This window comes from Halogranum roseipondis, from assembly GCF_059695585.1.
Map to the genome: position 1 here is coordinate 145,959 of NZ_CM185235.1, position 20,541 is coordinate 166,499.

Consider the following 20,541-nt stretch of genomic DNA (forward strand, 5'->3'; position numbering starts at 1 on the left):
CTAAACAGAGGGCCGCGGTTGGCGACGATAATCCCTCTCAGAGACGCCCGGCGACCCACAGGGAGATCCCCGTGGTGATCACGAACAGACCCGCAAACGCGAGAGCGACGTACGGGGTACTTATATCGCCGCCGACAGAACGACCGGGCATGAACCGACTGCATCCCCGTGTCCGGTGGGTGTGGATGCTCCGTGCCGTGGTCTTCGCGAGCGTCGTCGGCGCCGTCGCCTACGTACTCAACCGAGTGACGCTCGAACTCCCCGTGTACGTTCCCGTCGGAGTCTTCGTGGTCTTTCTCGTCGTCGGCGTCGGCTTCGCGATACTCCGCTATCGGCTGTGGGGGTACGAGGTCCGCGAGGACTCGCTGTATCTCGAACGTGGCGTGCTCACGCGCGTCCGGACGGTCGTCCCGTTCGTCCGCATCCAGCACGTCGACTCGGCTCGCGGCCCGGTCGAGCGACTGCTCGGACTCGCGAGTACGGTGGTCTACACCGCCGGGTCGCGCGGGGCCGACGTCCAGATACCGGGACTCACGCCCGAGGGGTCCGACGAGCTACAGGACCGGCTGAAGGGACTGGCCATCCGGGCCGAGGGTGACGACGCGGTATGAAGCTCTCGCCGCTCTCGGTGCCGTACAAGGCGGTCCAGAAGGGCGCGAGCATCGTCTTCACGGTCGCGTTCGTCCTCTTCTCGGGAGCCTCGGCCGTGCTCGGCGGTCTCGGCGGACCGCTCGTCACCGTCGGTCTCCTCGGTGGGATCGTCGTCCTACTCGTCGCCTACGAGGTGCTCTACTACCGGCGCTACGAGTACGAACTGACTGCCGACACGTTCGACATCCGGTCGGGCGTCGTCTCCCGACGCAACCGCGAGATCCCGCTCCGGCGCATCCAGAACGTCGACATCAGCCGGAACGTCGTCCAACGGGTGCTCGGCATCGCCGCGCTCAACTTCGAGACGGCCGGCGGCAGCGGGACCGAAGCGGCCATCCGCTACGTCACCTTCGCGGAGGCAAAACGCCTGCAGAACGAGATCGCCCGACTGAAGCGCGGCGACGCCGCGGACGCACCCGAAATCGAGTCCGACGAACTGTTCGCGCTCTCGGATCGCGAACTCGCCATCGTCGGCGCGCTCTCGTTCGACCCGCGCGGTCTGGGCATCCTGTTTTTCCTCCTCTCGGGGTCGATCCCGGTCGTCTCGTCGTTCTTCTCGTTCGGGGGCGAGACGCTGGTGTTGGCGCTCGGCGGCCTCGTCGTCCTCGTCGCAATCCTCCTCGTCTCGTGGCTCGCCGGGTTCGTCATCGCCGTCGTCAACTACTACGGCTTTCAGTTGTCGCGGACCGACGACGAACTGCTGTACGAGCGCGGGTTGCTCCAGCGGTACGACGGGGCGATCCCGTTCGACAAGATCCAGACGCTCACCATCGAGGACAACCCGCTGAAACGGCGGTTCGGCTACGCGACGCTGGCGATCGAGACGGCCGGCTACGCGCCCGGACAGGGCAGCGAGCGCGGATCGGAGGCGGCCGTCCCGCTCGCCACGCGGGAGCGAGTCGTCTCGCTCGCTAACGACATCGAGGCGTTCGGGACGCCGACGTTCACTCGGCCACCGAAGCGCATCCGCCGACGCTACGCCGCGCGCTACCTCATCGTCCTCGGCGTCGTCACGGGCGCGCTGTTCGCCGTCGTGACGGCGCTCGACGCCGCCATCCCTTGGTACGGGACGCTCGCGGTCCTCCCTGTCATCCCGGTCGCCGCTCACTACAAGTGGAAACACCGCGGCTACTGGCTCGGGGAGAACCACGTCGTCACTCGAAACGGCTTCTGGAAGCGCCAGACGAAGGTCGTCCCCTACTACCGCATCCAGACGGTCATCGACTCGCGGACGATCTTCCAGCGTCGCTGGCGCGTCGCCACGGTCACCGTCGACACCGCCGGGTCGCTCTCCTTGGCCGCACAGGACGCCGCCGCCGTCGACATCGAAGCCGACGACGCCGAACGCGTCCGCGCGGCGCTGGAGGACCGACTCGTCTCCGCGGTCGCCGACCGACGGTCGCGGCGACGACGCGACCGACGACCGCTCCTCGGTCCGGTCGAACCGGGGGGAGACGACTCGACCCCGAACGAGGGGTCGGACCCGAGCGACGACGCCAGTGCCGACGAGCGGAGCGACGCGCGCGATGACTCGAACCCGAGCGGTGCGTAGACGTCGGACGTCGGGTTTGCGGTTCTCCGCGGGCAGCGTCGCCGACGAAGACCGTCAGAAACAGCGTTCGACGAGAGAGCTACCGGTTCGTCGTCCGCCGGATGCGCCGCCGGACGAGGAGAGCTGCGCGGCGACCGACGATCGTTACTCGCCGCGTGCGTCGTCGACGACCTCGGAGAACTTGCGGGCCTGTTCGGTGATGGCCTCGAAGTCGCCGGCCTCGACGGCCTCGTCGTCGACGAGGGCGCTCCCCGCACCGACGACGACGGCGCCCGCTTCGATGAAGTCGGCGGCGTTGTCGACGTCGACGCCGCCGGTCGGCATGATGGGGATCTGCCCGAGCGGTCCCTTGATGCTGCTGACGTGACCGGGGCCGAGCGAGGAGGCCGGGAACACCTTCACGAAGTCCGCGCCGCGCTCGTAGCCGCGGAGCGCCTCGGTCGGCGTCATGACGCCGGGAGCGACGAGTTTACCGTAACGGTTGGCGACGTCGATGACGTCCTCCTCCAGCGTCGGGGAGACGACGAACTCCGCACCCGCCAGCAGCGCCGAGCGGGCCGTCTCGGCGTCGAGGACGGTCCCCGCGCCGATGATCGTCTCCGAGTCGTCGAAGGAGGCCGAGACCTCCGAGATCATCTCCATCACGCCGGGCGTGTCGGCGGTGAGTTCGATGGCCGTGACGCCGCCCTCGGAGAGTGCGTCGGCGACGTCGATGACGGTGTCCGCGTCCGCGCCGCGCATGACGGCGACGACGCCGCTGTCTACGAGTCGCTGCATGTCTTCGTGCTTGTCGAGTGTCGTCATTCGGGTGAGCGTCGTCGGTGGACGCACATAAACACCGGCGACGTCGCCAGCGTTCGCTGCGGATTCCCTCGACTCCCGTGCGATCATCTCCCGTGACAACTCTCGACAAGTTAATATACTACACGGCGCTTACCTCGGGTGAGCGTGGCCGGAGCAGTGTCCTCCGTGCCACCGACGCTATGACAGCACACATCGACCTCGAACGACTGTATCGCGACGTGATCCCCTCCGTCGTCTCCATCTACGTGAGTCGCGACGGGCCGGGGATGGGTTCCGGTTCGGGCTTCGTCTCCGAGGGAAACTACGTCGTCACGAACCAGCACGTCGTCGGCGCTATCGACGACGTGGAGGTTCGCTTCAGTGACGGCAGTTGGCGGACCGGCCACGTCGTCGGAACCGACGTCTACACCGACCTCGCGGTGATTCACGTCTCGAACCTTCCGGCGTCCGCGACGGCGCTCACCATCGCCACGGAGAACCCCCAACCGGGTCGGCAGGTCGCGGCGCTCGGCAACCCGCTCGGCCTCGACGGCTCGATCACGACCGGTATCGTCTCGGGTGCAAGTCGCTCGATGGCGACCTCCAACGGGTTTGCGATCCCTGACGTGGTTCAGACCGACGCCGCTATCAACCCCGGCAACAGCGGGGGGCCGCTGGTCGGCGTCGTGAACGGAACTGGAGACGAAGACGAGAGCGGTGAGCCGAAGTACGAGGTCGTCGGCGTCAACCGCGCCCGGCAGGGCGACGGTATCGGCTTCGCCGTCTCGCCGGCCATCGTCAACCGAGTCGTGCCAGCGCTCGTCGAAGACGGCGCGTACCGCCACTCCTACCTCCGGACGCGGACGCTCGACGTCACGCCAACCGTCGCCGAGGCGAACGGACTCGACCGGGCGCGTGGCGTGCTCGTCGTCGACGTCGGCGACGGTATCGAGGGCGACGACCTACGGGGGTCGCGCTCCACACGGACGGTGCGGGGAAGAGAGATCCCCGTCGGTGGTGATATCATCGTCGGCATCGACGGCAACGAGGTCCACACCCACGAGGAGCTGATGCGTATCCTCATCACCGAGACGAGTCCCGGCGAACCGGTCGACATCGACGTGCTCCGGGACGGCGACCCGACGACGCTGCGGCTGGTCCTCGGCGAGCGTCCGCAGCCGAAACGGGAACGGAGCCGGCGTCGCCGTGGTCGTGGACGGCACGACCGGCGCGACCGAGACGACAGCGGTGGACGCATCCCCATCGACTGAGTCGCCGACACCGCGAACGTTTTTCAACGAGGACGGAACCACCCCGAGCTATGCTCACCGGAATGCAGTTCAGAGCAGTCGTCACCGTCGTCGTCACGGCCGTCTCGCTCCTCGTCGTCGCTGGGATCGAATCGGTCGCACTGCTCGCGCGGTCGGCCCTCCCCGACTCGGTCGTGACGCTGTTCGTCGTGCGCTTCGGAAAACACGTCGCCGGCGGACTGCTGGCACTCGCGCTCCTCCCGCTCGTCGGCGCGTTACTCCTCGCCCCCGAGTTCACGGTGGTCGGTGTGCTTCGGTTCCTGACGTCGCCGCGGTACGTCGACCTCTTGCGCTTCGGCGCACCGGCGTTCGTTCTGTTCGGACTGTTGCTCGTCGTCGACGTCGGGAAGAAGACGCTCGGGCTCGACGGTTAGTCCGTCCGCGGGATCGTCGCCGCACCCGCCGCGAAGAAGAGGAGCGCGAGCACGCAGAGGACGGCGAGGTTCGTCGTCACGGCCGACAGCGTCTCGCCGCTGTAGGTCAACGCCCGGACGCCCCGCGAGAAGTACGTCAACGGCGACAGCCCCACCGCCGGTCGGAACCACGCGGGGAGGAGATCCGGGGTGACGAACGTCTCCGAGAGGAAGAGCAGCGGCAGCGCGATGGCGTTGCTGGCGGCGACGACGCCGTCCTGGGAGTCCGCGAAGTTGCCGAGCAGCGCGCCGATGCCGCAGAAGAGCGCGACGCCGACGGCGACGAACGGGATCAAGAGGAGCGTCGCGGGCGTGACCGGAATCGACACGCCAGTGACGAGGACGGTCAGCACCAGCAGTAGCAGCCCCGCCAGACCGATGACGACGACGTTGACGAGCGTCTGCGCCAGCAGCCACTCCCAGCGCTGTAGCGGCGTCGTCGCCAGTTTCTCGAACTGGTTGCCGTCGCGGTGACGGGCGATCTCGCTGCCGACCCGCGAGAGCGGCGTGAAGAGGACGACGACGGCGAGGTAGCCCGGGATGTAGTACGCCGGCGGTTCGGCGAAGATTCCGCCGCCGGTGGGTTGAGTCTGGACGAGACCCGCGAAGATGGCGACGATGATGACGGGGAAGAAGAACGTGAAGAAGACCGCCGTCCGGCGGCGGAGGAAGGAGTGCCAGCCCGCGCGGGTGGCGGCCGTGACCCGCTTCAGCCGACTCATCTGCTCGCCTCCGGCGTCGCGGCAGGCGTCTCAGCCGGTCGCATCCCCTCGAACGTCTCGCCCGTCAGTCGGAGATACACCTCCTCGAGTCCGGGCTGTTTCCACGTGAGCGAGTCGTAGTCGACGCCGGCCCGTTCCAGCGCCTCGACCGCGCGGCCGATGTCTCTCGGGTCGACGTCGTGGAAAGTGAGCGTCTCCGCGTCGGCTTCGACGACGAACCCGGCGTCGACGACGGCGTCGGTCCCGGCGCCGGTGCGGACGACGAGTCGCGTCTCGCCGCCGTGGTCGGCCACGAGGTCGGCCGCCGACCCGACGGCGACGAGTTCGCCGTCGTTCAGCAGTCCGACGCGGTCTGCGAGCCGTTCGACCTCGTCCATCGAGTGGCTGGTGAGGAAGACGGTCGTCCCGGTGTCGGCGAGGTCCTCGACGAGTCCCCACAGCGCCCGTCGACCGGCCGGGTCGATGCCGGTGGTCGGTTCGTCGAGGAAGAGTACGTCGGGGTCGTTGACGAGCGCCGTGGCGACGCAGACCCGCCGTCGCTGGCCGCCGGAGAGGTTCTCGTACCACGTGTCGCCCACGTCGCCGAGACCGACGTCGGCGAGGACGCTGTCGGAGTCACGTGCCTCCTCGTAGAGCCCGGCGTAGTAGTCGACGAGTTCTCGTGCCGTCAGCCGCTCGGGTGGCGTGAACGACTGCGGGAGCAGCCCGACGCGCTGGGTGTCGACCTCCCTGGGACGCTCGCCGAGGACGCGGACCGTCCCCTCGGCGTCGGTCGTCCCCGTCAGTGCGCGAACCAGCGTGGTCTTGCCCGCGCCGTTCGGACCGATGAGGCCGAACACCTCACCCTCGTCGACGGAGAGCGAGACGCCGTCGAGCGCAACCGTGTCGCCGTACGTCCGACGGACGTCGTCGGCGACGAGTGCCGCATCCATACCTCACCCTGGCGGCGTTTCGGAGGTAAGGCTTCCCTTTCGGCGGGGAGAGTTCGATCCGATTCCTCACTCACGGCTTCACCAGGATCTTCACCTGGTCGCTGTCGGGGTCGAGCAGCGACTCGAACCCGTCGTCGACGATGTCGTCGAGGCCGATGCGGTCGGTGACGAGCGGGTCGGGGTCGAGACGGCCGTCGGCCAACATGTCGATGACCATCCCGTACTCCTCGTCGGAGCGAGGACCGCCGAGGTACGCGAGCGTCCCCGTCACCGTCCGTTCGCCCAGCACGATACTGTTCGGGTGGGAGCTGACCTCCTCCTCCCAGATGCTCACGACGGTCATCGTCCCGCTGGGTCTCGTGCTCTGGAGCGCGGCGTTGTACGTCGCCTCGATGCCGGCGACTTCGAAGGCGACGTCGACGCCGCCGCCCGTCTCGCCGGTGACGAACTCGACGGCGTCGGTCTCCGTCGGGTCGATCGTCTCGTCCGCACCGCAGTCGAGCGCGCGGTCTCTCCGCGCCGCACGGGGTTCGGAGACGTAGATGTGGCCCGCGCCCGCCGCGCGGAGACACTGAACGACCGAGAGACCGATGGGGCCGCTGCCGAAGACGGCGACGTTGTCGCCCGCCTGCACGCCCGACCGTCGGACTGCGTGGAGGCCGACGGCCAGCGGTTCGACCAACGCGCCGTACTCCAGCGGCACCCCCTCGACGAGCGGTACGGCCTGTTCGGCCTTCACGACGATGTTCTCGGCGAACCCGCCGCCCCCGCCCGAGAGACCGGTGAAGCCGATGGAGTCGCAGATGTGGTAGTTGCCCTCCCTGCACTGGCGACACTCACCGCAGTACAGGATGGGGTTGATGGCGACGGGGTCGCCGACCTCGAGCGCCGTCACGTCGGCCCCGAGTTCGGTCACCGTGCCGCTGAACTCGTGGCCCATCGTGACGGGTGCGACCTCGCCCGAGACCGGGTGCGGTTCACCCTCGGGGATGAAGATCGGGCCGGCGGCGTACTCGTGGAGGTCCGATCCACAGATCCCACAGGAGTCGACTTCGACCCGAACGTCTTCCGGGCCGACGTCTCTCTCGTCGACGTCTTCGATACGGATGTCTCGCTGGCCGTGATAGGTGGCTGCCTGCATGGCGTCTACTAGTTGGTCTGAGACGGGTTAACGACTAGCGTGTGACGAGAGACGAGTTACCGACTCGCCGACGGCTACGGTCGGTCGAGTCGGTCGCCGACGTCGACGGTCCGCCCCGTCGCCGACGCCTCGTAGGCACCCTCGGTCAGCGCGGTCACCTTCAGCGCGTCCTCGGCGGGAATCTCTAACTCGACGTCTCCGCGGATGGCGTCGACGAAGTTCTCCAGTTTGCGGCGAGTGACGGCGTCGAAACCGGGATCGTCAGGCGTCGCGGTGTACGTCATCCCGCCCTCGATGACAGTGATGGTCTCGCCGTCGAAACTGATGGTGCCTTCGGTTCCGAGGAGCGTGAGCATCTCGCCGGGTGAAGGTGTGCTCTGCCCCTCGCCGGAGACGCCGATGCTCGCGGTGATCCGGCTCTCGTCGTCGCGTTCGAGCGTCGCTGCCAGCGCGCTGTTGACGTCGACGTCGTGACCGCGGTCGTCGACCGTCGCGGCGACGGAGACGGGCGTGCTCCGCGTCGACCAGAGGAGTGCGTCGAGCAGGTGCGACCCGGAGTCGTACAGTTGGCCGCCGCCGGAGAGGTCGGGGTTGCCGCGCCACTGGTCTTTCGTCCAGCGGATCCACACCTGTTCGAGGTGGCAGGTCGCCATGTGGACCTCGCCGATCCGCCCCGAGTCGACGAGACGTCTGATCTCCGAGAACCGCGGGTCGAAGTGTCGCTGGTAGCCGACCGCGAGCACGAGGTCGCGCTCGTCGGCGAGGTCGATGAGCTCGTGGGCGTGGTCGACGTCCGTCACCATCGGCTTCTCGAGGTGGACGTGGACGTCGCGTTCGAGACAGGCCTTCGCCTGCTCGTAGTGCAGCGTGTGCGGGGTGACGATACAGGCGGCGTCGACGTCCTCCTCGTCGAGCAGTTCCTCGTAGTCCTCGTAGGTGGGGACGCCGAGTTCGTGGGCGAACGCCGCACGGGCGTCGTGGGAGGGGTCCGCGCCGGCGACGACGTCGACGTCGTCGAGATCCGCGAGCAGACGGAGCTCCAGCCGACCGAGGTCGCCGACACCGATTCCTGCGACTCTGAGCATGTCGAACCCCTGTCGGGTGCGGACAAAAGTCTGCTGGAGGTCCGGCGACGAGTCCCCTGCGAGTCCGACGACGACCGCGACCGTCACGAGCACTTTTGTGTCCGCCCACAGAGAGTGGAAGCATGAACTACAGACGACTCGGATCGACGGGGACGACGGTCTCGGAACTCTGCTTCGGCACGTGGCGCTTCGGGATGGAGTCCGGCGACGTCGTCGAGACGGGGCGGAGCGAAGCGCACGACCTGCTGGACACGTTCGAGGCCGGTGGCGGGAACTTCATCGACACGGCGAACGTCTACGGCAACCCCAACGGGACCAGCGAGGAGTACATCGGTGACTGGCTGGCAGAGCGCGACCGCGAGGACTTCGTGCTCGCCTCGAAGGTCTACTTCCCGTTCGACGGCTGGGGTGAGCCCGGTCCGAACGACTCGGGACTCGGCCGGAAACACATCCGTGCGCAGATAGAGGGCACACTTGACCGTCTCGGGACGGACTACCTCGACGTCTACTACATCCATCGTTGGGACGAGGAGACGCCCATCGAAGAGACGCTCTCGACGCTCACCGGCCTCGTCGACGAGGGGAAGGTGAACCATCTCGGCGCGTCGACGATGGCCGCCTGGCAGTTGACCAAGGCGCTCTGGAAGTCGGAGGTCGAGGGGTTCGAACGGTTCGAGGTGACCCAGCCGATGTACCACGCCGCCTACGAGGAGGTCGACGACTACCTCGACGTGTGTGCCGACCAGGACCTCGCGGTCTGTCCGTACTCGCCGCTCGCGGGGGGGTTCCTCACCGGCAAGTACGAGCGGGCGGACGACGGGAGCGCCGTCGGCCCCGACGGGTCGCGGGCGGACCTCGTCGACTACTTCCAGGACGCCTACGTCTCGGAGACGAGTTGGCGCGTCCTCGACGCCGTCGAGACCGTCGCCGACGAACTCGACGCGACGCCTGCCCAGGTCGCGCTCCGGTGGCTGATGGACCAGGCGGAGTTCACCTGCATCCCCATCGTCGGCGCGCGGACGACAGACCAGCTGGAGGACAACCTCGGCGCGACGGAGCTCTCGCTCTCGGTCGACCAGTTCGAGCGCATCGCGGCGGCGCGAAACGACGGCGAGGAGACCGACGAGTAACGCCGAGTTCCGCGACTCACAGTTTTTTTGCAGCTGCCGACGACGTCCGAGTATGGACTATCGACGACTCGGGTCGACGGGGACGAAAGTCTCGGAACTCTGCTTCGGCACGTGGCGCTTCGGGCGGGAGACGGGCGGCGTCCTCGAGACCGACCGCGAGCAGGCCCACGACCTGCTGGACGCGTTCGAGGCACACGGCGGCAACTTCGTCGACACGGCGAACGTCTACGGCAACCCCAACGGGACCAGCGAGGAGTACATCGGTGACTGGCTGGCAGAGCGCGACCGCGAGGACTTCGTGCTCGCCTCGAAGGTCTACTTCCCGTTCGACGGCTGGGGCGACCCCGGCCCGAACGACTCCGGGCTGGGCCGGAAACACATCCGCGCGCAGATCGAGGGAACGCTCGATCGGTTGGGTACCGACTACCTCGACGTCTACTACATCCATCGTTGGGACGAGGAGACGCCCATCGAGGAGACGCTCTCGACGCTCACCGGCCTCGTCGACGAGGGGAAGGTGAACCATCTCGGCGCGTCGACGATGGCCGCCTGGCAGTTGACCAAGGCGCTCTGGAAGTCGGAGGCCGAGGGGTTCGAACGGTTCGAGGTGACCCAACCGCTGTTCCACGCGGCCTACCGCGACGACGTGGCGGACTACCTCGACGTGTGTGCAGACCAGAACCTCGCGGTCTGCCCGTATTCGCCGCTCGCAGGGGGGTTCCTCACCGGCAAGTACGAGCGGGCGGACCCGGACGACCCGAAACAGGTGAAGGCTCCCGACGGGTCGCGAGGGAGCTTCGACGAGCGGTTCTCGAACTTCTATCTCTCTGCCCGCGGCTGGGAGGTGCTCGACGCGATCCGCGCAGTCGCCGACGAGAACGACGCGACGCCCGCCCAGGTCGCCCTCCGCTGGCTGATGGATCAGGAGGCGTTCACCTGCATCCCCATCGTCGGCGCGCGGACGACCGACCAACTGGACGAGAACGTCGGCGCGGCCGACGTCGATCTCAGCACCGACCAGTTCGAGCGCATCTCGGAGGCGCGCTACGCCGAGGACGGGAAGCGCTGGGGTCACCGCGACTAGCGAGCGGTTCGCACACCACCCGAAGACACTTATCCCGGCTGTCGGAGAAACAACCGATGACCGACCGGAACGCCGTCCGCCGCGGTTACGACGCGCTCGCCGAGGACTACCAGCGAGCGCGAGGTGACTCTGCACGCAACGAGGAACTGCTCGCCGGCCTCACCGAGCGACTGCCGGCGATCCCACGCGTCCTCGACGCCGGCTGTGGCGACGGCCGGCCGGCGTCGACGTGGTTCGGCGACGACGAGGTCGCGAGTCTGGACTTCTCGCGGGCACAACTGGAACTGGCACGTGAGCGACTCTCGACCGGCCGGCTCGTACAGGGTGACATGACCTCGCTTCCCTTCGCGGCCGACAGCTTCGACGCGGTCTGTGCGTTCAACTCCTTCATCCACGTCCCGGACGAGGAGCACGAGACCGTCCTGCAGGAGTTCAGACGAGTGCTCCGACCGGACGGGTGGCTGCTGTTCACGACCGGCTGCAGCAACTGGGACGGGGAGAACGCCGATTGGCTGGAGAGCGGCGTCGCCATGGAGTGGGATATCCTCGGGTTGGACGAGACGCACGATCTCCTGGAGACGGTCGGATTCGGCGTCGAGGAGACGTGGGTGCTCGACGACGACCTCGACGACGGCAACGACGACGCGGAGTTCCCGCTGGTGTTGGCGTACGTCGTCTAAAGTTCGGCGCGCACTCGGCGCGTGATCTCGTCGACGTCGTAGTCGTCCTCGCTTTTGTCCCAGACGGGTTCGCCGTCGACGTCGACGCGGAGGACGCCGTGGTCGCCGGTCACGAGCGCCACCGCGTCGAGTTCGTCGCCGAACTGACTCAACAGCGCGTGCTGGATGTCTTCGGCGCGGTTCAGGAAGCCGCAGGGGACGCAGTACTCGATGTCGACGGTGGTCATGTGTGGGCGTTGGTACCGGCGGAGCAAAAGTCCGGTCCTCGGGTCGCGACTCAGCCGTCACCGGCGAGCGGCCGCCACATCAACAATCCCACCGCGCCGAGGAAGGCGACGGTGGAGATGTCGTAGGGCCACGTCGTCGCGGCGACGGCGACTGCCGACCCGCTGCCGAAGATGCTCGTCACGAGCGATCCGAGGACGGGCCACGCACAGCTGATACAGGAGAGCAGGCCGAGCGCCCCCGAGAGGCTGGCGGTGACGGCGTCGATGACCGTCGCGTAGACCAGATACGCCAGCGCGACGTAACCGACCACCTTGTACGGCATCAGGATGATCGAGAACCAGCCACCCTGATAGAGGAACGACGGCCCCCACCCCGGTGGGAGCATCCGTACGTCGAAACTCGCGCCGGCCGCGTTCGCCGTGTGACTGTGCGTGTGGCCGTCGGTGATGAGCGCGGCGAGCGGACTGGAGTGACTCGGTCCGAGGATGCCGCCGGCGACGGCGAGAAGCAGGAAGTAGCCGCCGGCGACGAGCAGCGCGAGACGCCGCGTCCGCGGGTCGGTCGGTGCGGGGTCGGTCTTCGCGACGGCGTAGAGGCCGACGTTGATCCAGAGGAAGCCGTAGGCGACGAACCGCCACGACTGGATGCGGACGGGGACGAACGCGAGATACAGCAGGACGACGAGCAACTCCGCGTTCACCACCGCCGCACCGACGAGCAGTTCCTGTCGCGTGGGGCGCCAGTCGGGTGTCGAGAGGGTGCTGAAGGACATGGGTGGAGTCAGATCGCGAGCGTGTCGACGACGATGGCGAGCAAGGTGACGCCGAGGTAGGCGTTCGAGGCGTGGAACGCGCGGAACGCGGCGGCTTCGGTCTGTTCGTAGTGGAGGCGGACGACCGCCCAGAGGAACACCGCGCTGACGGCGACGCCCGAGAGGACGTACACCCAGCCGAGCGCCTCGGAGGCGGCCAGCGCCCCGGCGGCGACGAACGTCGCGCCGAGATACCAGAGGATGTGTCGTCGGGTCGTCGTCTCGCCGCGGACGACGGGCATCATCGGGAAGCCGCCGCGCTCGTAGTCGTCTTGGTACGCCAGCGCGAGGTTGTAGAAGTGCGCGGGCGTCCACAGGAAGATGAGCGTCGCGAGCGCAAGCCCTCCCAGACCGACCTCGCCGGTGACGGCGGCCCAGCCGATGAGCGCCGGGAGCGCCCCCGCGGCGCCGCCGATGACCGTGTTCTGGACCGTGTTCGGCTTCAGGACGAGCGTGTAGACGACGCTGTAGAAGAGGATGGCCGCGAGGCCGAGCGCCGCCGCCAGCAGGTTGACCGTCGCGAACAGCGCCAGCGAGACGGCCGCCAGCAGGACGCCGAAGGCGATGGCGTTGCGAACGGGGACGAGATCGGTCGCCAGCGGACGGTCGCTGGTCCGGTTCATCCGGCGGTCGATGTCGCGTTCGAGGACGTGGTTGAACGTGCCGGAGGCGCCGATGGAGAGCGCGCCGCCGCCGAGCGTCGCGAGGACGGTCTGCGGGTTGAGACCGGGACCGCCCGCGAGCGCCATCGCCGCGGAGGCGACGAGACAGAGCAGCCACATCAGCCGCGGCTTCGTCAGTCGGAAGTAGGCGGCAGCGGTCGCCTTCGCCCGAGCGACGGGGTCGGTCGGGACGTTCGGGGTGTGGTCGTCCGCGGGCGGCAGGTCGGGTTCGAGCGTCGCGGTCGAGTCGGGGACGTCGTCGGGGTCGCCGGTCTGTGCCTCGAGCGTCCACGCGAGCGCCGCGACGAGGCCGGCGAAGATCACCATCGCGACGACGAGGTGCAGCGCCGAGAGCGTGACCGTCCCACCCGTCGTGGCGACGACGGCACCGAGTGCGGACTGGACGGGGTAGAGCAGCACCGAGACGCCGAGGGCGGCGCGGACGCGCCGCGACTCGCCGCGTCGCCAGCCGACGACGGCGGTTGCGACGACGAGCACGCCGACGACGAAGGCGACGAGACGGTGGCCGACGGCGACGTAGCCGTCGGTGGTCGTGGGGAGGGTCCAGCCGTCACCGCAGACGGGCCAGGCGGTACAGGCGGCGGTGGCGTCGGTGATGGCCGTCGTCGCGCCGACGGCGAGGAGGAGATAGACGCCCATCGCCGTGGCAGCGAGCAGGCCGGTGAACCGGTCGGGTGTCTCTGTGTCTGACACGGCTAAGTCACTTATCCGATGGTTGGGAATCGCGGTATTTAGTCGACGCGCTTCTCGCGCGAACGCGGTCGTCAACCCGCGTACGCAACCCCGAGTCAGTAGCTATTTACGCGTGTTCTCCTAACCCCCGAACAGCATGAAAGGCAAGCGTTTCGCGCTCGTTTCGGTGCTCTCGGCGGCGCTCCTCGCCTTCGCCGTCGAGCCGGTCGCGGCGCAGTCGACGACCATCGATCTCATCAACGGTCTCAACGAGCGGCTGCTGTTGATCGGGGTGCCCATCACGATCCTCGTCGAGGTCATCCTCATCTACACCGTTCTGAAGTTCAAGAACAACGACTCACCGAAGCCGACTCGTGAGAACCGACGGCTCGAGATCACGTGGACCATCGCGACGGCCATCATCCTGCTGTTCGTCGGCGTCGCCTCCTACGGCGTGCTCGCGAACCCGAACGTCACGTACATGGCCGATCAGCCTGTCGCTCCCGAAGACGACGACGTCGTCGTCCACGCCGAGGCGTTCCAGTGGGGCTGGAACATGAGCTACCCTGAGGAAGGTATCAACACCGGCACCGAGATCGTCCTGCCCGCGAACCAGGACGTCTACATCGTCGTCACCTCACAGGACGTCATACACGGCTTCGCCGTGCCGGAACTCGGCCTGAAGCAGGACGCGATGCCCGGACAGGAGAACGTCATCAAGACGGTGCCGACGGAACCGGGCACCTACCAGGGCTACTGTACGGAGTACTGTGGCGTCGCCCACTCACAGATGTACTTCACGGTCGAGGTGCTCCCGCAGGACCAGTACGACCAGTGGCTTCAGGAACAGAAGTCCGCCGGCAACGGGTCGGGTAACGAGTCCGCCTCCGGTAACGAGTCGGCATCTAACGCGACTGCCTCCGGCAACGAGTCGGGCGGTAACGCCTCCGCAAGCCTCCTCGCGCCTGCGAACTGATCGACTCTCACCTTCTCTCGACCGCTCCTTTCTCTCGCCTACTCCGTGCCGAGCTATCGCCCTCGAAGTCGCCGACACTCGCCCTCCGTGACGACGACTGTTTCCCCTCCCGTCTCGACGACGAGCGCACCCGTCTCGGTGACGTCGCGTGCGACTCCTTCGACCGACGCTCGACCGCGGCGTTCGATTCGAACCGTCCGACCGAGCGTCTCGCTCGCCGCTCGGTAGTCGTCGAGCACCGCCGCGAACCCCTCGTCCGACTCGGCCTGCCGACAGCGACGCAGCAGGTTCTCGTGGAGTCGAACCGCCAACTCGGTTCGATCGACGTCGCCGCCAGTCGTCGCGCGGAGCGACGTCACCGGTCTGTCGGCCTCGATGGCCGCCGGGTCGACGTTGGCGTTGACACCGATACCGAGTGTCACGTAGTCGAGCGGTGCGTCTCCGGCCGGAAACACCTCGTCGATCGGTTTGCCCGCGACCGGGACGCCGTCGTGGACGGACTCGGTGAGGATCCCGGCGAGCTTCGCCTCGTCGACGGGGGCGTCGTCAGCGCTTCGCACTGACTGGCTCTCGTTCGCGTTACTCACGAGAACGTCGTTCGGCCACTTCAGCCGTGCGTCGACGCCGAACGAGGCGACCGCGTCGGCGACGGCGACGCCCGCGGCGAACGTGAGCCGGCCGACGTGGTCGGCGTCGAACGACGGGCGGACGAGCGTGCTCGTCCAGAGGCCGCCCGAGGGGGCGCTCCACGCCGACCCGGTTCGACCACGGGCGGCGGTGAGTTCGTCGGCGACGACCGTCGTCCCGTGCGGGGCGTCGTCGTGGGCGAGTCGTCTGAGTTCGTCGGTGGTGTTCGGAATGCTGCCGTGAACTTCGACGGGGGCGTCCAGACGGTCCGTGAGGGTCTCTGTGTCCATGGCCGAGAGGTGGAACGCCGTCGCTCCTAAGCGTTGGTGTCCGTGAGAGCGATTGGCACTGTCGCAGTCGCTACTCCACGCGTTCGCGGATGATCCGCTCGATGATGCGCCCCGTCGACAGCAGTTCGCCCTCGTATCGGGGTTCGCGGGCCGAGGCCCGTTCGACGGCACAGTCGATGCCGCGGTCCGAGAGCGCCGCGCGGATACCGTCGTCGTCGTGGTGCTGGTCGTAGCCGAGGACGATGACGTCGGGTTGGATGCGCTCGATGGGGACGAAGATGTCCTCGGGGTGACCGAGGTGCGCCTCGTCGACGACGTCGAGTGCGGCCACCATGTCGCGGCGCTGGCGGTCCGGGAGGACGGGTTTCGCCTTGTGCGTCACGTTCTCGCGGCGGGCGACGATGACGTGTAGTTCGTCGCCGCGGGCGGCGGCGTCGGTCAGATAGTGGACGTGGCCGGGGTGGAGGAGGTCGAAGGTCCCCTGCGCGATGACGGTCGTCATTTCTCGGAGAGTTCGCTGTCGATGTCTTCCTGCGTGAAGTCGAAGAACGATTCGGGGTCCGCGAGGTCGACGGTGAGCACGTCGAGTTTACGTTCGTTGCCCTCGCGGTCGAACGCCCGCCAGTCGCTCTTACGGTAGGGGAAGCCGACGATGATGTGCACGTCGCCGTTTCCGAACGTCGCCAGGTCGGCGTCGCTGGGTTCGAGCACGCCGTTCGGGTGAGAGTGGATCGAGCCGACCGCTCGCATGTCGTTGGGGATCATGCTCGTCTGGACGGTCGCGCTCACCGGGTTCGACTCCGTCCCGGGGACGACGAGCACGTCGGTGACGACGGTCCCCTCCCGGTCGAGTCCGAGGTCGCGGGCGTCTTCGCCGCGGAGCAGTCCCATGTACTCGTGGGGGTGGGTCTCCTCGGAGGCCTCGAGCGCGAAGTCGAGGGTGTCGGCGGCGATGCCGATGATCTCGCCCGACCGGAACAGTCGCATGGGTAAACGTCCGGTTCGTCGCCATCTAAGGGTTGCGGAAGGTGGCGAGACACATGGAAAGGTTAACCCCGACCCCCACACTATCACGCCTATGAGCAGCGAGAACGCCGGGGATTCCGGCACTGGGTCAGATTCGCGACCCGTCGTCTACGACCTCGCACCAGATTGTACGGTCGACGACGTCGAAGTTGGACGCCGCTATCACGCCGTCGTCAACGGCGTCGTCGACTACGGCGTCTTCGTCGACGTCTCCGACAAGGTGTCTGGGCTAGTCCACGAATCGAACCTGAACGACTCCTACGACGTCGGTGACCGTCTCGTCGTCGAACTCACGGACGTCCGTGAGAACGGCGACCTCGCGTTCGTCGCCGCCGAACTCGACGACTACCGGACGGAGACGGTCGACCACGAACCCGAACGGACCAGCATCGAGCACCTCCGCACGGGCGAGGACGTCCACGTCGAGGGGGCGGTCGTCCAGATCAAACAGACCGGTGGGCCGACCATCTTCCACGTCAGCGATGAGAGCGGCATCGTCGCCTGCGCCGCCTTCGAGGAGGCCGGCGTCCGCGCCCACCCCGACGTCGAACTCGACGATCTCGTCCGTATCGGCGGGAGCGTCGAGGAACACGAGGGGGCGATCCAGCTCGAGGTCGACACGATGACCCGCCTGACCGACGAACAGGCCGAGTCGGCTCGGGAGCGTCGCGACGCCGCGCTCGACGAACGCGCCGAACCTCACGAGATCGAGAAACTCGTCGAGTGGCCCGCCTTCGACAAACTCCGCGACGACCTCCGCGAGGTCGCCCGTCTCCTCCGACGGACCGTCCTCGAGGGACGTCCCATCCGCGTCCGCCACCACGCCGACGGTGACGGCATGTGTGCGTCGCTGCCGGTCCAGTTGGCTCTCGAGAACTACATCGCCGAGGTCCACACCGACCCCGACGCGCCGCGACACCTGTTCAAGCGTCTCCCCTCGAAGGCTCCGTTCTACGAGATGGAGGACGTCACCCGCGACCTGAACTTCGCGCTGGAGGGACAGGCCCGCCACGGACAGAAGCTCCCCTTCCTCCTCATGCTCGACAACGGATCGACCGAGGAGGACGTCCCGGCCTACCAGAACCTCGCACACTACGACATGCCGATCGCGGTCGTCGACCACCACCACCCCGACCCGGAGGCGGTGAACCACCTGCTGGACGCCCACGTCAACCCCTACCTCTACGACGAGGACTACCGCATCACTACCGGGATGATGTGTGTCGAACTCGCGCGCATGATCGACCCGACGGTGACGGACGAACTCCGCCACGTTCCGGCGGTCGCCGGTCTCTCGGACCGCTCGAAGGCCGAAGCCATGAGCGAGTTCGTCGACCTCGCCGAAGCCGAGGGGTACGACCGCGAGAGACTGCTCGACATGGGCGAGGCGCTCGACTACGCCGCCCACTGGCTGCGCTACTCCGACGGCGAGTCGTTCGTCAACGACGTGCTCAACGTCGGCTGCGACGACGAGGAGCGCCACCGCGAACTCGTCGAGTTCCTCTCGACGCGCGCCGAGCGCGACGTCCAGCGACAGCTCGACGCCGTCGAGTCCCACGTCGACCACGAACGCCTCGAGAGCGGAGCCCACCTCTACCGCATCGACCTCGACAGCTTCGCCCACCGCTTCACCTACCCCGCACCCGGGAAAACCACGGGCAAACTCCACGACGAAAAGGTGACCGAGACGGGCGAACCCGTCATCACCATCGGCTACGGACCGGACTTCGCCGTCCTCCGCTCCGACGGCGTCCGCCTCGACATCCCGCAGATGGTCGCCGAACTGAACGAGGAGGTCGTCGGCGGCGGCGTCAACGGCGGCGGTCACCTCGTCGTCGGCTCCATCAAGTTCGTCAAGGGGATGCGCGAGGAGGTCATCGACAGCCTCGTCGAGAAGATGGCCGACGCCGACCTCGACGAGGATCTCTCGAGTACGCCGACGATCAACGACTAATCGGTCTCGAACACTCCGTCACCGACTGAGGTCCCGTCCGCGAACTCGATTCTCCGCCGTGCGACAGCGACGCCGAGGAGCACCGCGAGCGCCGCGACGGCGACGACGCCCACCGGCAGCCGTCCACTGCCGCCTCCACCGCGCCAGTCGGCCGCGAACACCTCGCGGTAGTAACTCGCCGGTTCCTCGCCCTCGAGAACCACCGCGACCTCGCGGTTCTCGCGGACGGAGTTGTTGTTCCAGTTGACGCTGCCGACGACGACGCGATCGTCGGCGACGACGCCCTTCGCGTGGATCTTCTCGAATCGGCCGTCGGGAGCGGCGACGCGAGCCTCCAGCGGCAGGCTCCGACGTTCGGCCCGCTCGTTCAGCCAGTCGACGAGTCGGCGGTTCTCCTCCGCGACGTACCACGCACTCGAGAGGAGGATCCGGACGTCGACGCCGCGCTCGGCGGCCCGAAGCGTCGCACGCAGGTACGGGTGGTGACGGCCGCCGACCGTCGGCTGGACGACGGAGACGCGGTCGGTCGCGTTGTCGACGACGCCGACGATCGCTCGCTCGGCGTTGCCGGGTGCGGTGACGAGGCGGACGCGGTCGACGGCGACCGACCGAGGGTCGAACTGCGTCCGATACGTTCCGTTCGCCGGCTGGCTCGCGGTGAACGACCGACCGCGGCGGAACCGTGACCACGAGGTGGTGTCCGGTCCGGTCGCGTCGGTGCGGAAGACGGCGGCGAGTTCGTCGGCCGTCGCCGTCGACGCGACCCGGACGCCCCACCCGCGGTTGCTCCGGCCGCCCGTCCCGCTCGGTTTCCAGTTCTCCGTGAGCACGAGCGCCCGACCGTCGACGACGGCGTACTTCGGGTGGTGATAGTCGTACCGTGCGCGTTCGCCACCGACGACGGCGACGTCGACGCCCGCCGCTTCGAGTCGGTCGAGCGCGGCCGCCTGCCGGGTCGTCGTCCCGCCGACGGGCGCGTCGTCGACGAGCACGCGGACGCGAACGCCGCGTTCGGCGGCCTCGACGAGCAGGTCGGCGACGCGGGGGGAAGCGAACGTGTAGCCGGCGAGGAGGATGCGCCGGTCCGCGCTCCGGATCGTCCGTCGCGGGACGCCGGGAGCGTCGGGAAGCACGAACGTCTCGGCCGTCGTCGACCCCGCGACGGCGACCGACCGAGGAGAGAACCCGAGCGGTCGCCACCGTGGCGTTCGATTCCGACGCCATCGCTCTCCTTCGGGTGCGTTCTCGTAGGCGACGCGGTCGACGACGACACCGTCCCGTTCGAGACGGAGTCGCTCGCCGCCGTTGGCGAGTTCGAACGCCGCCGGCGCGCGGACGACGTGCCCCGTCGTCCCGTTCGGAAGTGCCGCAGGCGTCGCGCTGACGACGAGACGAGTCGCACTGCCGTTCGAACCGGTCGCGTCGGTCGGCAGCGCCACCGTGGCTTCGCCGTCCGTGAGCGTCCAGTTTCCGGCAGACTCGGCAGGAAAGCGGACGACGACGAACTCGCCACGGTCGCCGTCGGTGAACGGGTTCGGGTACAGCGAGACGACGGACGCGTCTCGGTCGTCGTGTGGCGGGGATGTCTCGTCGTGTGGCGGGGACGTCTCGTCGTGCAGCGGCGACGACTGGAGTGGAGGCGAGTCGGCGGAGGCGACGCCGACCGCGGGGAGACTCGCCGCCGCACAGAGGACGACGAGTACACAGAGCGTAGCGCGACGAGACACGCGAAGCGGTGGTCGCCTCCTCGGACAAAAACGTTCGGCGCGGAGTGGGGGCGCGGTCGCTCTG

General features: G+C 68.0%; 21 protein-coding genes. 9 read left to right on the forward strand and 12 right to left on the reverse strand.

Features of this window, described 5'->3' with window-relative positions; translation table 11 throughout:
* Window positions 1-149: 149 nt before the first annotated feature.
* Both EOHIBHHM_RS00820 and EOHIBHHM_RS00825 read left to right on the forward strand, forming a co-directional pair.
* Window positions 150-611, forward strand: coding sequence for a PH domain-containing protein (locus EOHIBHHM_RS00820; RefSeq protein ID WP_497253690.1), 462 nt, complete (start codon window positions 150-152; stop codon window positions 609-611).
* A complete protein-coding gene (locus EOHIBHHM_RS00825; RefSeq protein WP_497253692.1) occupies window positions 608-2,203 on the forward strand; it encodes a PH domain-containing protein in 1,596 nt (531 codons plus the stop codon). Before EOHIBHHM_RS00820 ends, EOHIBHHM_RS00825 begins: the two co-directional genes overlap by 4 nt.
* 144 nt (window positions 2,204-2,347) lie before the next feature.
* Here the strand turns inward: EOHIBHHM_RS00825 and EOHIBHHM_RS00830 are convergent, their stop codons facing one another.
* Window positions 2,348-3,007 (reverse strand): bifunctional 4-hydroxy-2-oxoglutarate aldolase/2-dehydro-3-deoxy-phosphogluconate aldolase, encoded by a 660-nt coding sequence (locus tag EOHIBHHM_RS00830; RefSeq protein ID WP_497253694.1) that lies wholly within the window; start codon window positions 3,005-3,007, stop codon window positions 2,348-2,350.
* Between the two features lie 179 nt (window positions 3,008-3,186).
* On the opposite strand from EOHIBHHM_RS00830, the gene EOHIBHHM_RS00835 reads away from it, so the two are divergent.
* Complete coding sequence (locus tag EOHIBHHM_RS00835) at window positions 3,187-4,257, forward strand: S1C family serine protease (protein ID WP_497253696.1); 1,071 nt, start codon at window positions 3,187-3,189, stop codon at window positions 4,255-4,257.
* 50 nt (window positions 4,258-4,307) lie between these two features.
* Window positions 4,308-4,670 carry a hypothetical protein gene (locus EOHIBHHM_RS00840; RefSeq protein ID WP_497253698.1) on the forward strand — a complete coding sequence of 121 codons (363 nt, stop codon included), beginning with the start codon at window positions 4,308-4,310 and terminating at the stop codon, window positions 4,668-4,670.
* Here EOHIBHHM_RS00840 and EOHIBHHM_RS00845 read toward each other — a convergent pair.
* From EOHIBHHM_RS00845 to EOHIBHHM_RS00860, 4 genes are all read right to left on the reverse strand, one after another.
* Window positions 4,667-5,431, reverse strand: a complete 765-nt coding sequence (locus EOHIBHHM_RS00845) for an ABC transporter permease (protein ID WP_497253700.1) — start codon at window positions 5,429-5,431, stop codon at window positions 4,667-4,669. The two genes, EOHIBHHM_RS00840 and EOHIBHHM_RS00845, sit on opposite strands and share 4 nt — an antisense overlap.
* Window positions 5,428-6,363 (reverse strand): ABC transporter ATP-binding protein, encoded by a 936-nt coding sequence (locus EOHIBHHM_RS00850; protein WP_497253702.1) that lies wholly within the window; start codon window positions 6,361-6,363, stop codon window positions 5,428-5,430. The genes EOHIBHHM_RS00845 and EOHIBHHM_RS00850 overlap by 4 nt, the downstream gene beginning before the upstream one ends.
* A 70-nt stretch (window positions 6,364-6,433) precedes the next feature.
* The gene (locus tag EOHIBHHM_RS00855) at window positions 6,434-7,504 is read right to left on the reverse strand and encodes a 2,3-butanediol dehydrogenase (RefSeq protein WP_497253704.1); all 1,071 of its coding nucleotides are present in this window, start codon (window positions 7,502-7,504) and stop codon (window positions 6,434-6,436) included.
* A gap of 74 nt (window positions 7,505-7,578) precedes the next feature.
* Window positions 7,579-8,589 carry a Gfo/Idh/MocA family protein gene (locus EOHIBHHM_RS00860; protein ID WP_497253706.1) on the reverse strand — a complete coding sequence of 337 codons (1,011 nt, stop codon included), beginning with the start codon at window positions 8,587-8,589 and terminating at the stop codon, window positions 7,579-7,581.
* A gap of 122 nt (window positions 8,590-8,711) precedes the next feature.
* Between EOHIBHHM_RS00860 and EOHIBHHM_RS00865 the strand changes: the two genes are divergently transcribed.
* The 3 genes from EOHIBHHM_RS00865 to EOHIBHHM_RS00875 are packed head-to-tail and all read left to right on the forward strand — an operon-like array spanning window position 8,712 to window position 11,483.
* A complete protein-coding gene (locus tag EOHIBHHM_RS00865) occupies window positions 8,712-9,719 on the forward strand; it encodes an aldo/keto reductase (protein ID WP_497253708.1) in 1,008 nt (335 codons plus the stop codon).
* Window positions 9,720-9,771: 52 nt separating this feature from the next.
* Window positions 9,772-10,803 carry an aldo/keto reductase gene (locus tag EOHIBHHM_RS00870; RefSeq protein ID WP_497253710.1) on the forward strand — a complete coding sequence of 344 codons (1,032 nt, stop codon included), beginning with the start codon at window positions 9,772-9,774 and terminating at the stop codon, window positions 10,801-10,803.
* A gap of 56 nt (window positions 10,804-10,859) precedes the next feature.
* Window positions 10,860-11,483, forward strand: a complete 624-nt coding sequence (locus EOHIBHHM_RS00875) for a class I SAM-dependent methyltransferase (protein WP_497253712.1) — start codon at window positions 10,860-10,862, stop codon at window positions 11,481-11,483.
* On the opposite strand, the gene EOHIBHHM_RS00880 is transcribed toward EOHIBHHM_RS00875, so the two are convergent.
* From EOHIBHHM_RS00880 to EOHIBHHM_RS00890, 3 genes are read right to left on the reverse strand one after another with little or no spacing between them, the layout of a single operon-like run.
* Window positions 11,480-11,710, reverse strand: a complete 231-nt coding sequence (locus tag EOHIBHHM_RS00880; protein WP_089825676.1) for an Rdx family protein — start codon at window positions 11,708-11,710, stop codon at window positions 11,480-11,482. The genes EOHIBHHM_RS00875 and EOHIBHHM_RS00880 overlap by 4 nt on opposite strands.
* A gap of 50 nt (window positions 11,711-11,760) precedes the next feature.
* On the reverse strand, window positions 11,761-12,483 hold the full coding sequence (locus EOHIBHHM_RS00885; protein WP_497253714.1) for a DUF7546 family protein: 723 nt from the start codon (window positions 12,481-12,483) through the stop codon (window positions 11,761-11,763).
* 8 nt (window positions 12,484-12,491) lie between these two features.
* On the reverse strand, window positions 12,492-13,844 hold the full coding sequence (locus tag EOHIBHHM_RS00890; protein WP_497257059.1) for a heme o synthase: 1,353 nt from the start codon (window positions 13,842-13,844) through the stop codon (window positions 12,492-12,494).
* Window positions 13,845-14,034: 190 nt separating this feature from the next.
* On the opposite strand from EOHIBHHM_RS00890, the gene coxB reads away from it, so the two are divergent.
* A complete protein-coding gene (coxB, locus tag EOHIBHHM_RS00895; RefSeq protein ID WP_497253716.1) occupies window positions 14,035-14,853 on the forward strand; it encodes a cytochrome c oxidase subunit II in 819 nt (272 codons plus the stop codon).
* Window positions 14,854-14,906: 53 nt separating this feature from the next.
* Here the strand turns inward: coxB and EOHIBHHM_RS00900 are convergent, their stop codons facing one another.
* The 3 genes from EOHIBHHM_RS00900 to EOHIBHHM_RS00910 form a co-directional block, all read right to left on the reverse strand.
* Window positions 14,907-15,770 carry a biotin--[acetyl-CoA-carboxylase] ligase gene (locus EOHIBHHM_RS00900; protein ID WP_497253718.1) on the reverse strand — a complete coding sequence of 288 codons (864 nt, stop codon included), beginning with the start codon at window positions 15,768-15,770 and terminating at the stop codon, window positions 14,907-14,909.
* A gap of 70 nt (window positions 15,771-15,840) precedes the next feature.
* A complete protein-coding gene (locus EOHIBHHM_RS00905) occupies window positions 15,841-16,272 on the reverse strand; it encodes an FAD synthase family protein (RefSeq protein ID WP_497253720.1) in 432 nt (143 codons plus the stop codon).
* On the reverse strand, window positions 16,269-16,757 hold the full coding sequence (locus tag EOHIBHHM_RS00910) for a Mov34/MPN/PAD-1 family protein (RefSeq protein WP_497253722.1): 489 nt from the start codon (window positions 16,755-16,757) through the stop codon (window positions 16,269-16,271). The genes EOHIBHHM_RS00905 and EOHIBHHM_RS00910 overlap by 4 nt, the downstream gene beginning before the upstream one ends.
* A 91-nt stretch (window positions 16,758-16,848) precedes the next feature.
* Between EOHIBHHM_RS00910 and han the strand changes: the two genes are divergently transcribed.
* Window positions 16,849-18,750, forward strand: a complete 1,902-nt coding sequence (han, locus tag EOHIBHHM_RS00915; protein ID WP_497253724.1) for a Hef-associated nuclease — start codon at window positions 16,849-16,851, stop codon at window positions 18,748-18,750.
* Here han and EOHIBHHM_RS00920 read toward each other — a convergent pair.
* A complete protein-coding gene (locus EOHIBHHM_RS00920; RefSeq protein ID WP_497253726.1) occupies window positions 18,747-20,477 on the reverse strand; it encodes a phospholipase D-like domain-containing protein in 1,731 nt (576 codons plus the stop codon). The genes han and EOHIBHHM_RS00920 overlap by 4 nt on opposite strands.
* Between the last annotated feature and the right edge of the window lie 64 nt (window positions 20,478-20,541).

Bases quoted from the DNA above. Each gene is read 5' to 3' on its own strand.
- EOHIBHHM_RS00820 (WP_497253690.1), top strand. From the start codon at position 150: ATGAACCGACTGCATCCCCGTGTCCGGTGGGTGTGGATGCTCCGTGCC.
- EOHIBHHM_RS00825 (WP_497253692.1), top strand. From the start codon at position 608: ATGAAGCTCTCGCCGCTCTCGGTGCCGTACAAGGCGGTCCAGAAGGGC.
- EOHIBHHM_RS00830 (WP_497253694.1), bottom strand. From the start codon at position 3,007: ATGACGACACTCGACAAGCACGAAGACATGCAGCGACTCGTAGACAGC.
- EOHIBHHM_RS00835 (WP_497253696.1), top strand. From the start codon at position 3,187: ATGACAGCACACATCGACCTCGAACGACTGTATCGCGACGTGATCCCC.
- EOHIBHHM_RS00840 (WP_497253698.1), top strand. From the start codon at position 4,308: ATGCTCACCGGAATGCAGTTCAGAGCAGTCGTCACCGTCGTCGTCACG.
- EOHIBHHM_RS00845 (WP_497253700.1), bottom strand. From the start codon at position 5,431: ATGAGTCGGCTGAAGCGGGTCACGGCCGCCACCCGCGCGGGCTGGCAC.
- EOHIBHHM_RS00850 (WP_497253702.1), bottom strand. From the start codon at position 6,363: ATGGATGCGGCACTCGTCGCCGACGACGTCCGTCGGACGTACGGCGAC.
- EOHIBHHM_RS00855 (WP_497253704.1), bottom strand. From the start codon at position 7,504: ATGCAGGCAGCCACCTATCACGGCCAGCGAGACATCCGTATCGAAGAC.
- EOHIBHHM_RS00860 (WP_497253706.1), bottom strand. From the start codon at position 8,589: ATGCTCAGAGTCGCAGGAATCGGTGTCGGCGACCTCGGTCGGCTGGAG.
- EOHIBHHM_RS00865 (WP_497253708.1), top strand. From the start codon at position 8,712: ATGAACTACAGACGACTCGGATCGACGGGGACGACGGTCTCGGAACTC.
- EOHIBHHM_RS00870 (WP_497253710.1), top strand. From the start codon at position 9,772: ATGGACTATCGACGACTCGGGTCGACGGGGACGAAAGTCTCGGAACTC.
- EOHIBHHM_RS00875 (WP_497253712.1), top strand. From the start codon at position 10,860: ATGACCGACCGGAACGCCGTCCGCCGCGGTTACGACGCGCTCGCCGAG.
- EOHIBHHM_RS00880 (WP_089825676.1), bottom strand. From the start codon at position 11,710: ATGACCACCGTCGACATCGAGTACTGCGTCCCCTGCGGCTTCCTGAAC.
- EOHIBHHM_RS00885 (WP_497253714.1), bottom strand. From the start codon at position 12,483: ATGTCCTTCAGCACCCTCTCGACACCCGACTGGCGCCCCACGCGACAG.
- EOHIBHHM_RS00890 (WP_497257059.1), bottom strand. From the start codon at position 13,844: ATGGGCGTCTATCTCCTCCTCGCCGTCGGCGCGACGACGGCCATCACC.
- coxB (WP_497253716.1), top strand. From the start codon at position 14,035: ATGAAAGGCAAGCGTTTCGCGCTCGTTTCGGTGCTCTCGGCGGCGCTC.
- EOHIBHHM_RS00900 (WP_497253718.1), bottom strand. From the start codon at position 15,770: ATGGACACAGAGACCCTCACGGACCGTCTGGACGCCCCCGTCGAAGTT.
- EOHIBHHM_RS00905 (WP_497253720.1), bottom strand. From the start codon at position 16,272: ATGACGACCGTCATCGCGCAGGGGACCTTCGACCTCCTCCACCCCGGC.
- EOHIBHHM_RS00910 (WP_497253722.1), bottom strand. From the start codon at position 16,757: ATGCGACTGTTCCGGTCGGGCGAGATCATCGGCATCGCCGCCGACACC.
- han (WP_497253724.1), top strand. From the start codon at position 16,849: ATGAGCAGCGAGAACGCCGGGGATTCCGGCACTGGGTCAGATTCGCGA.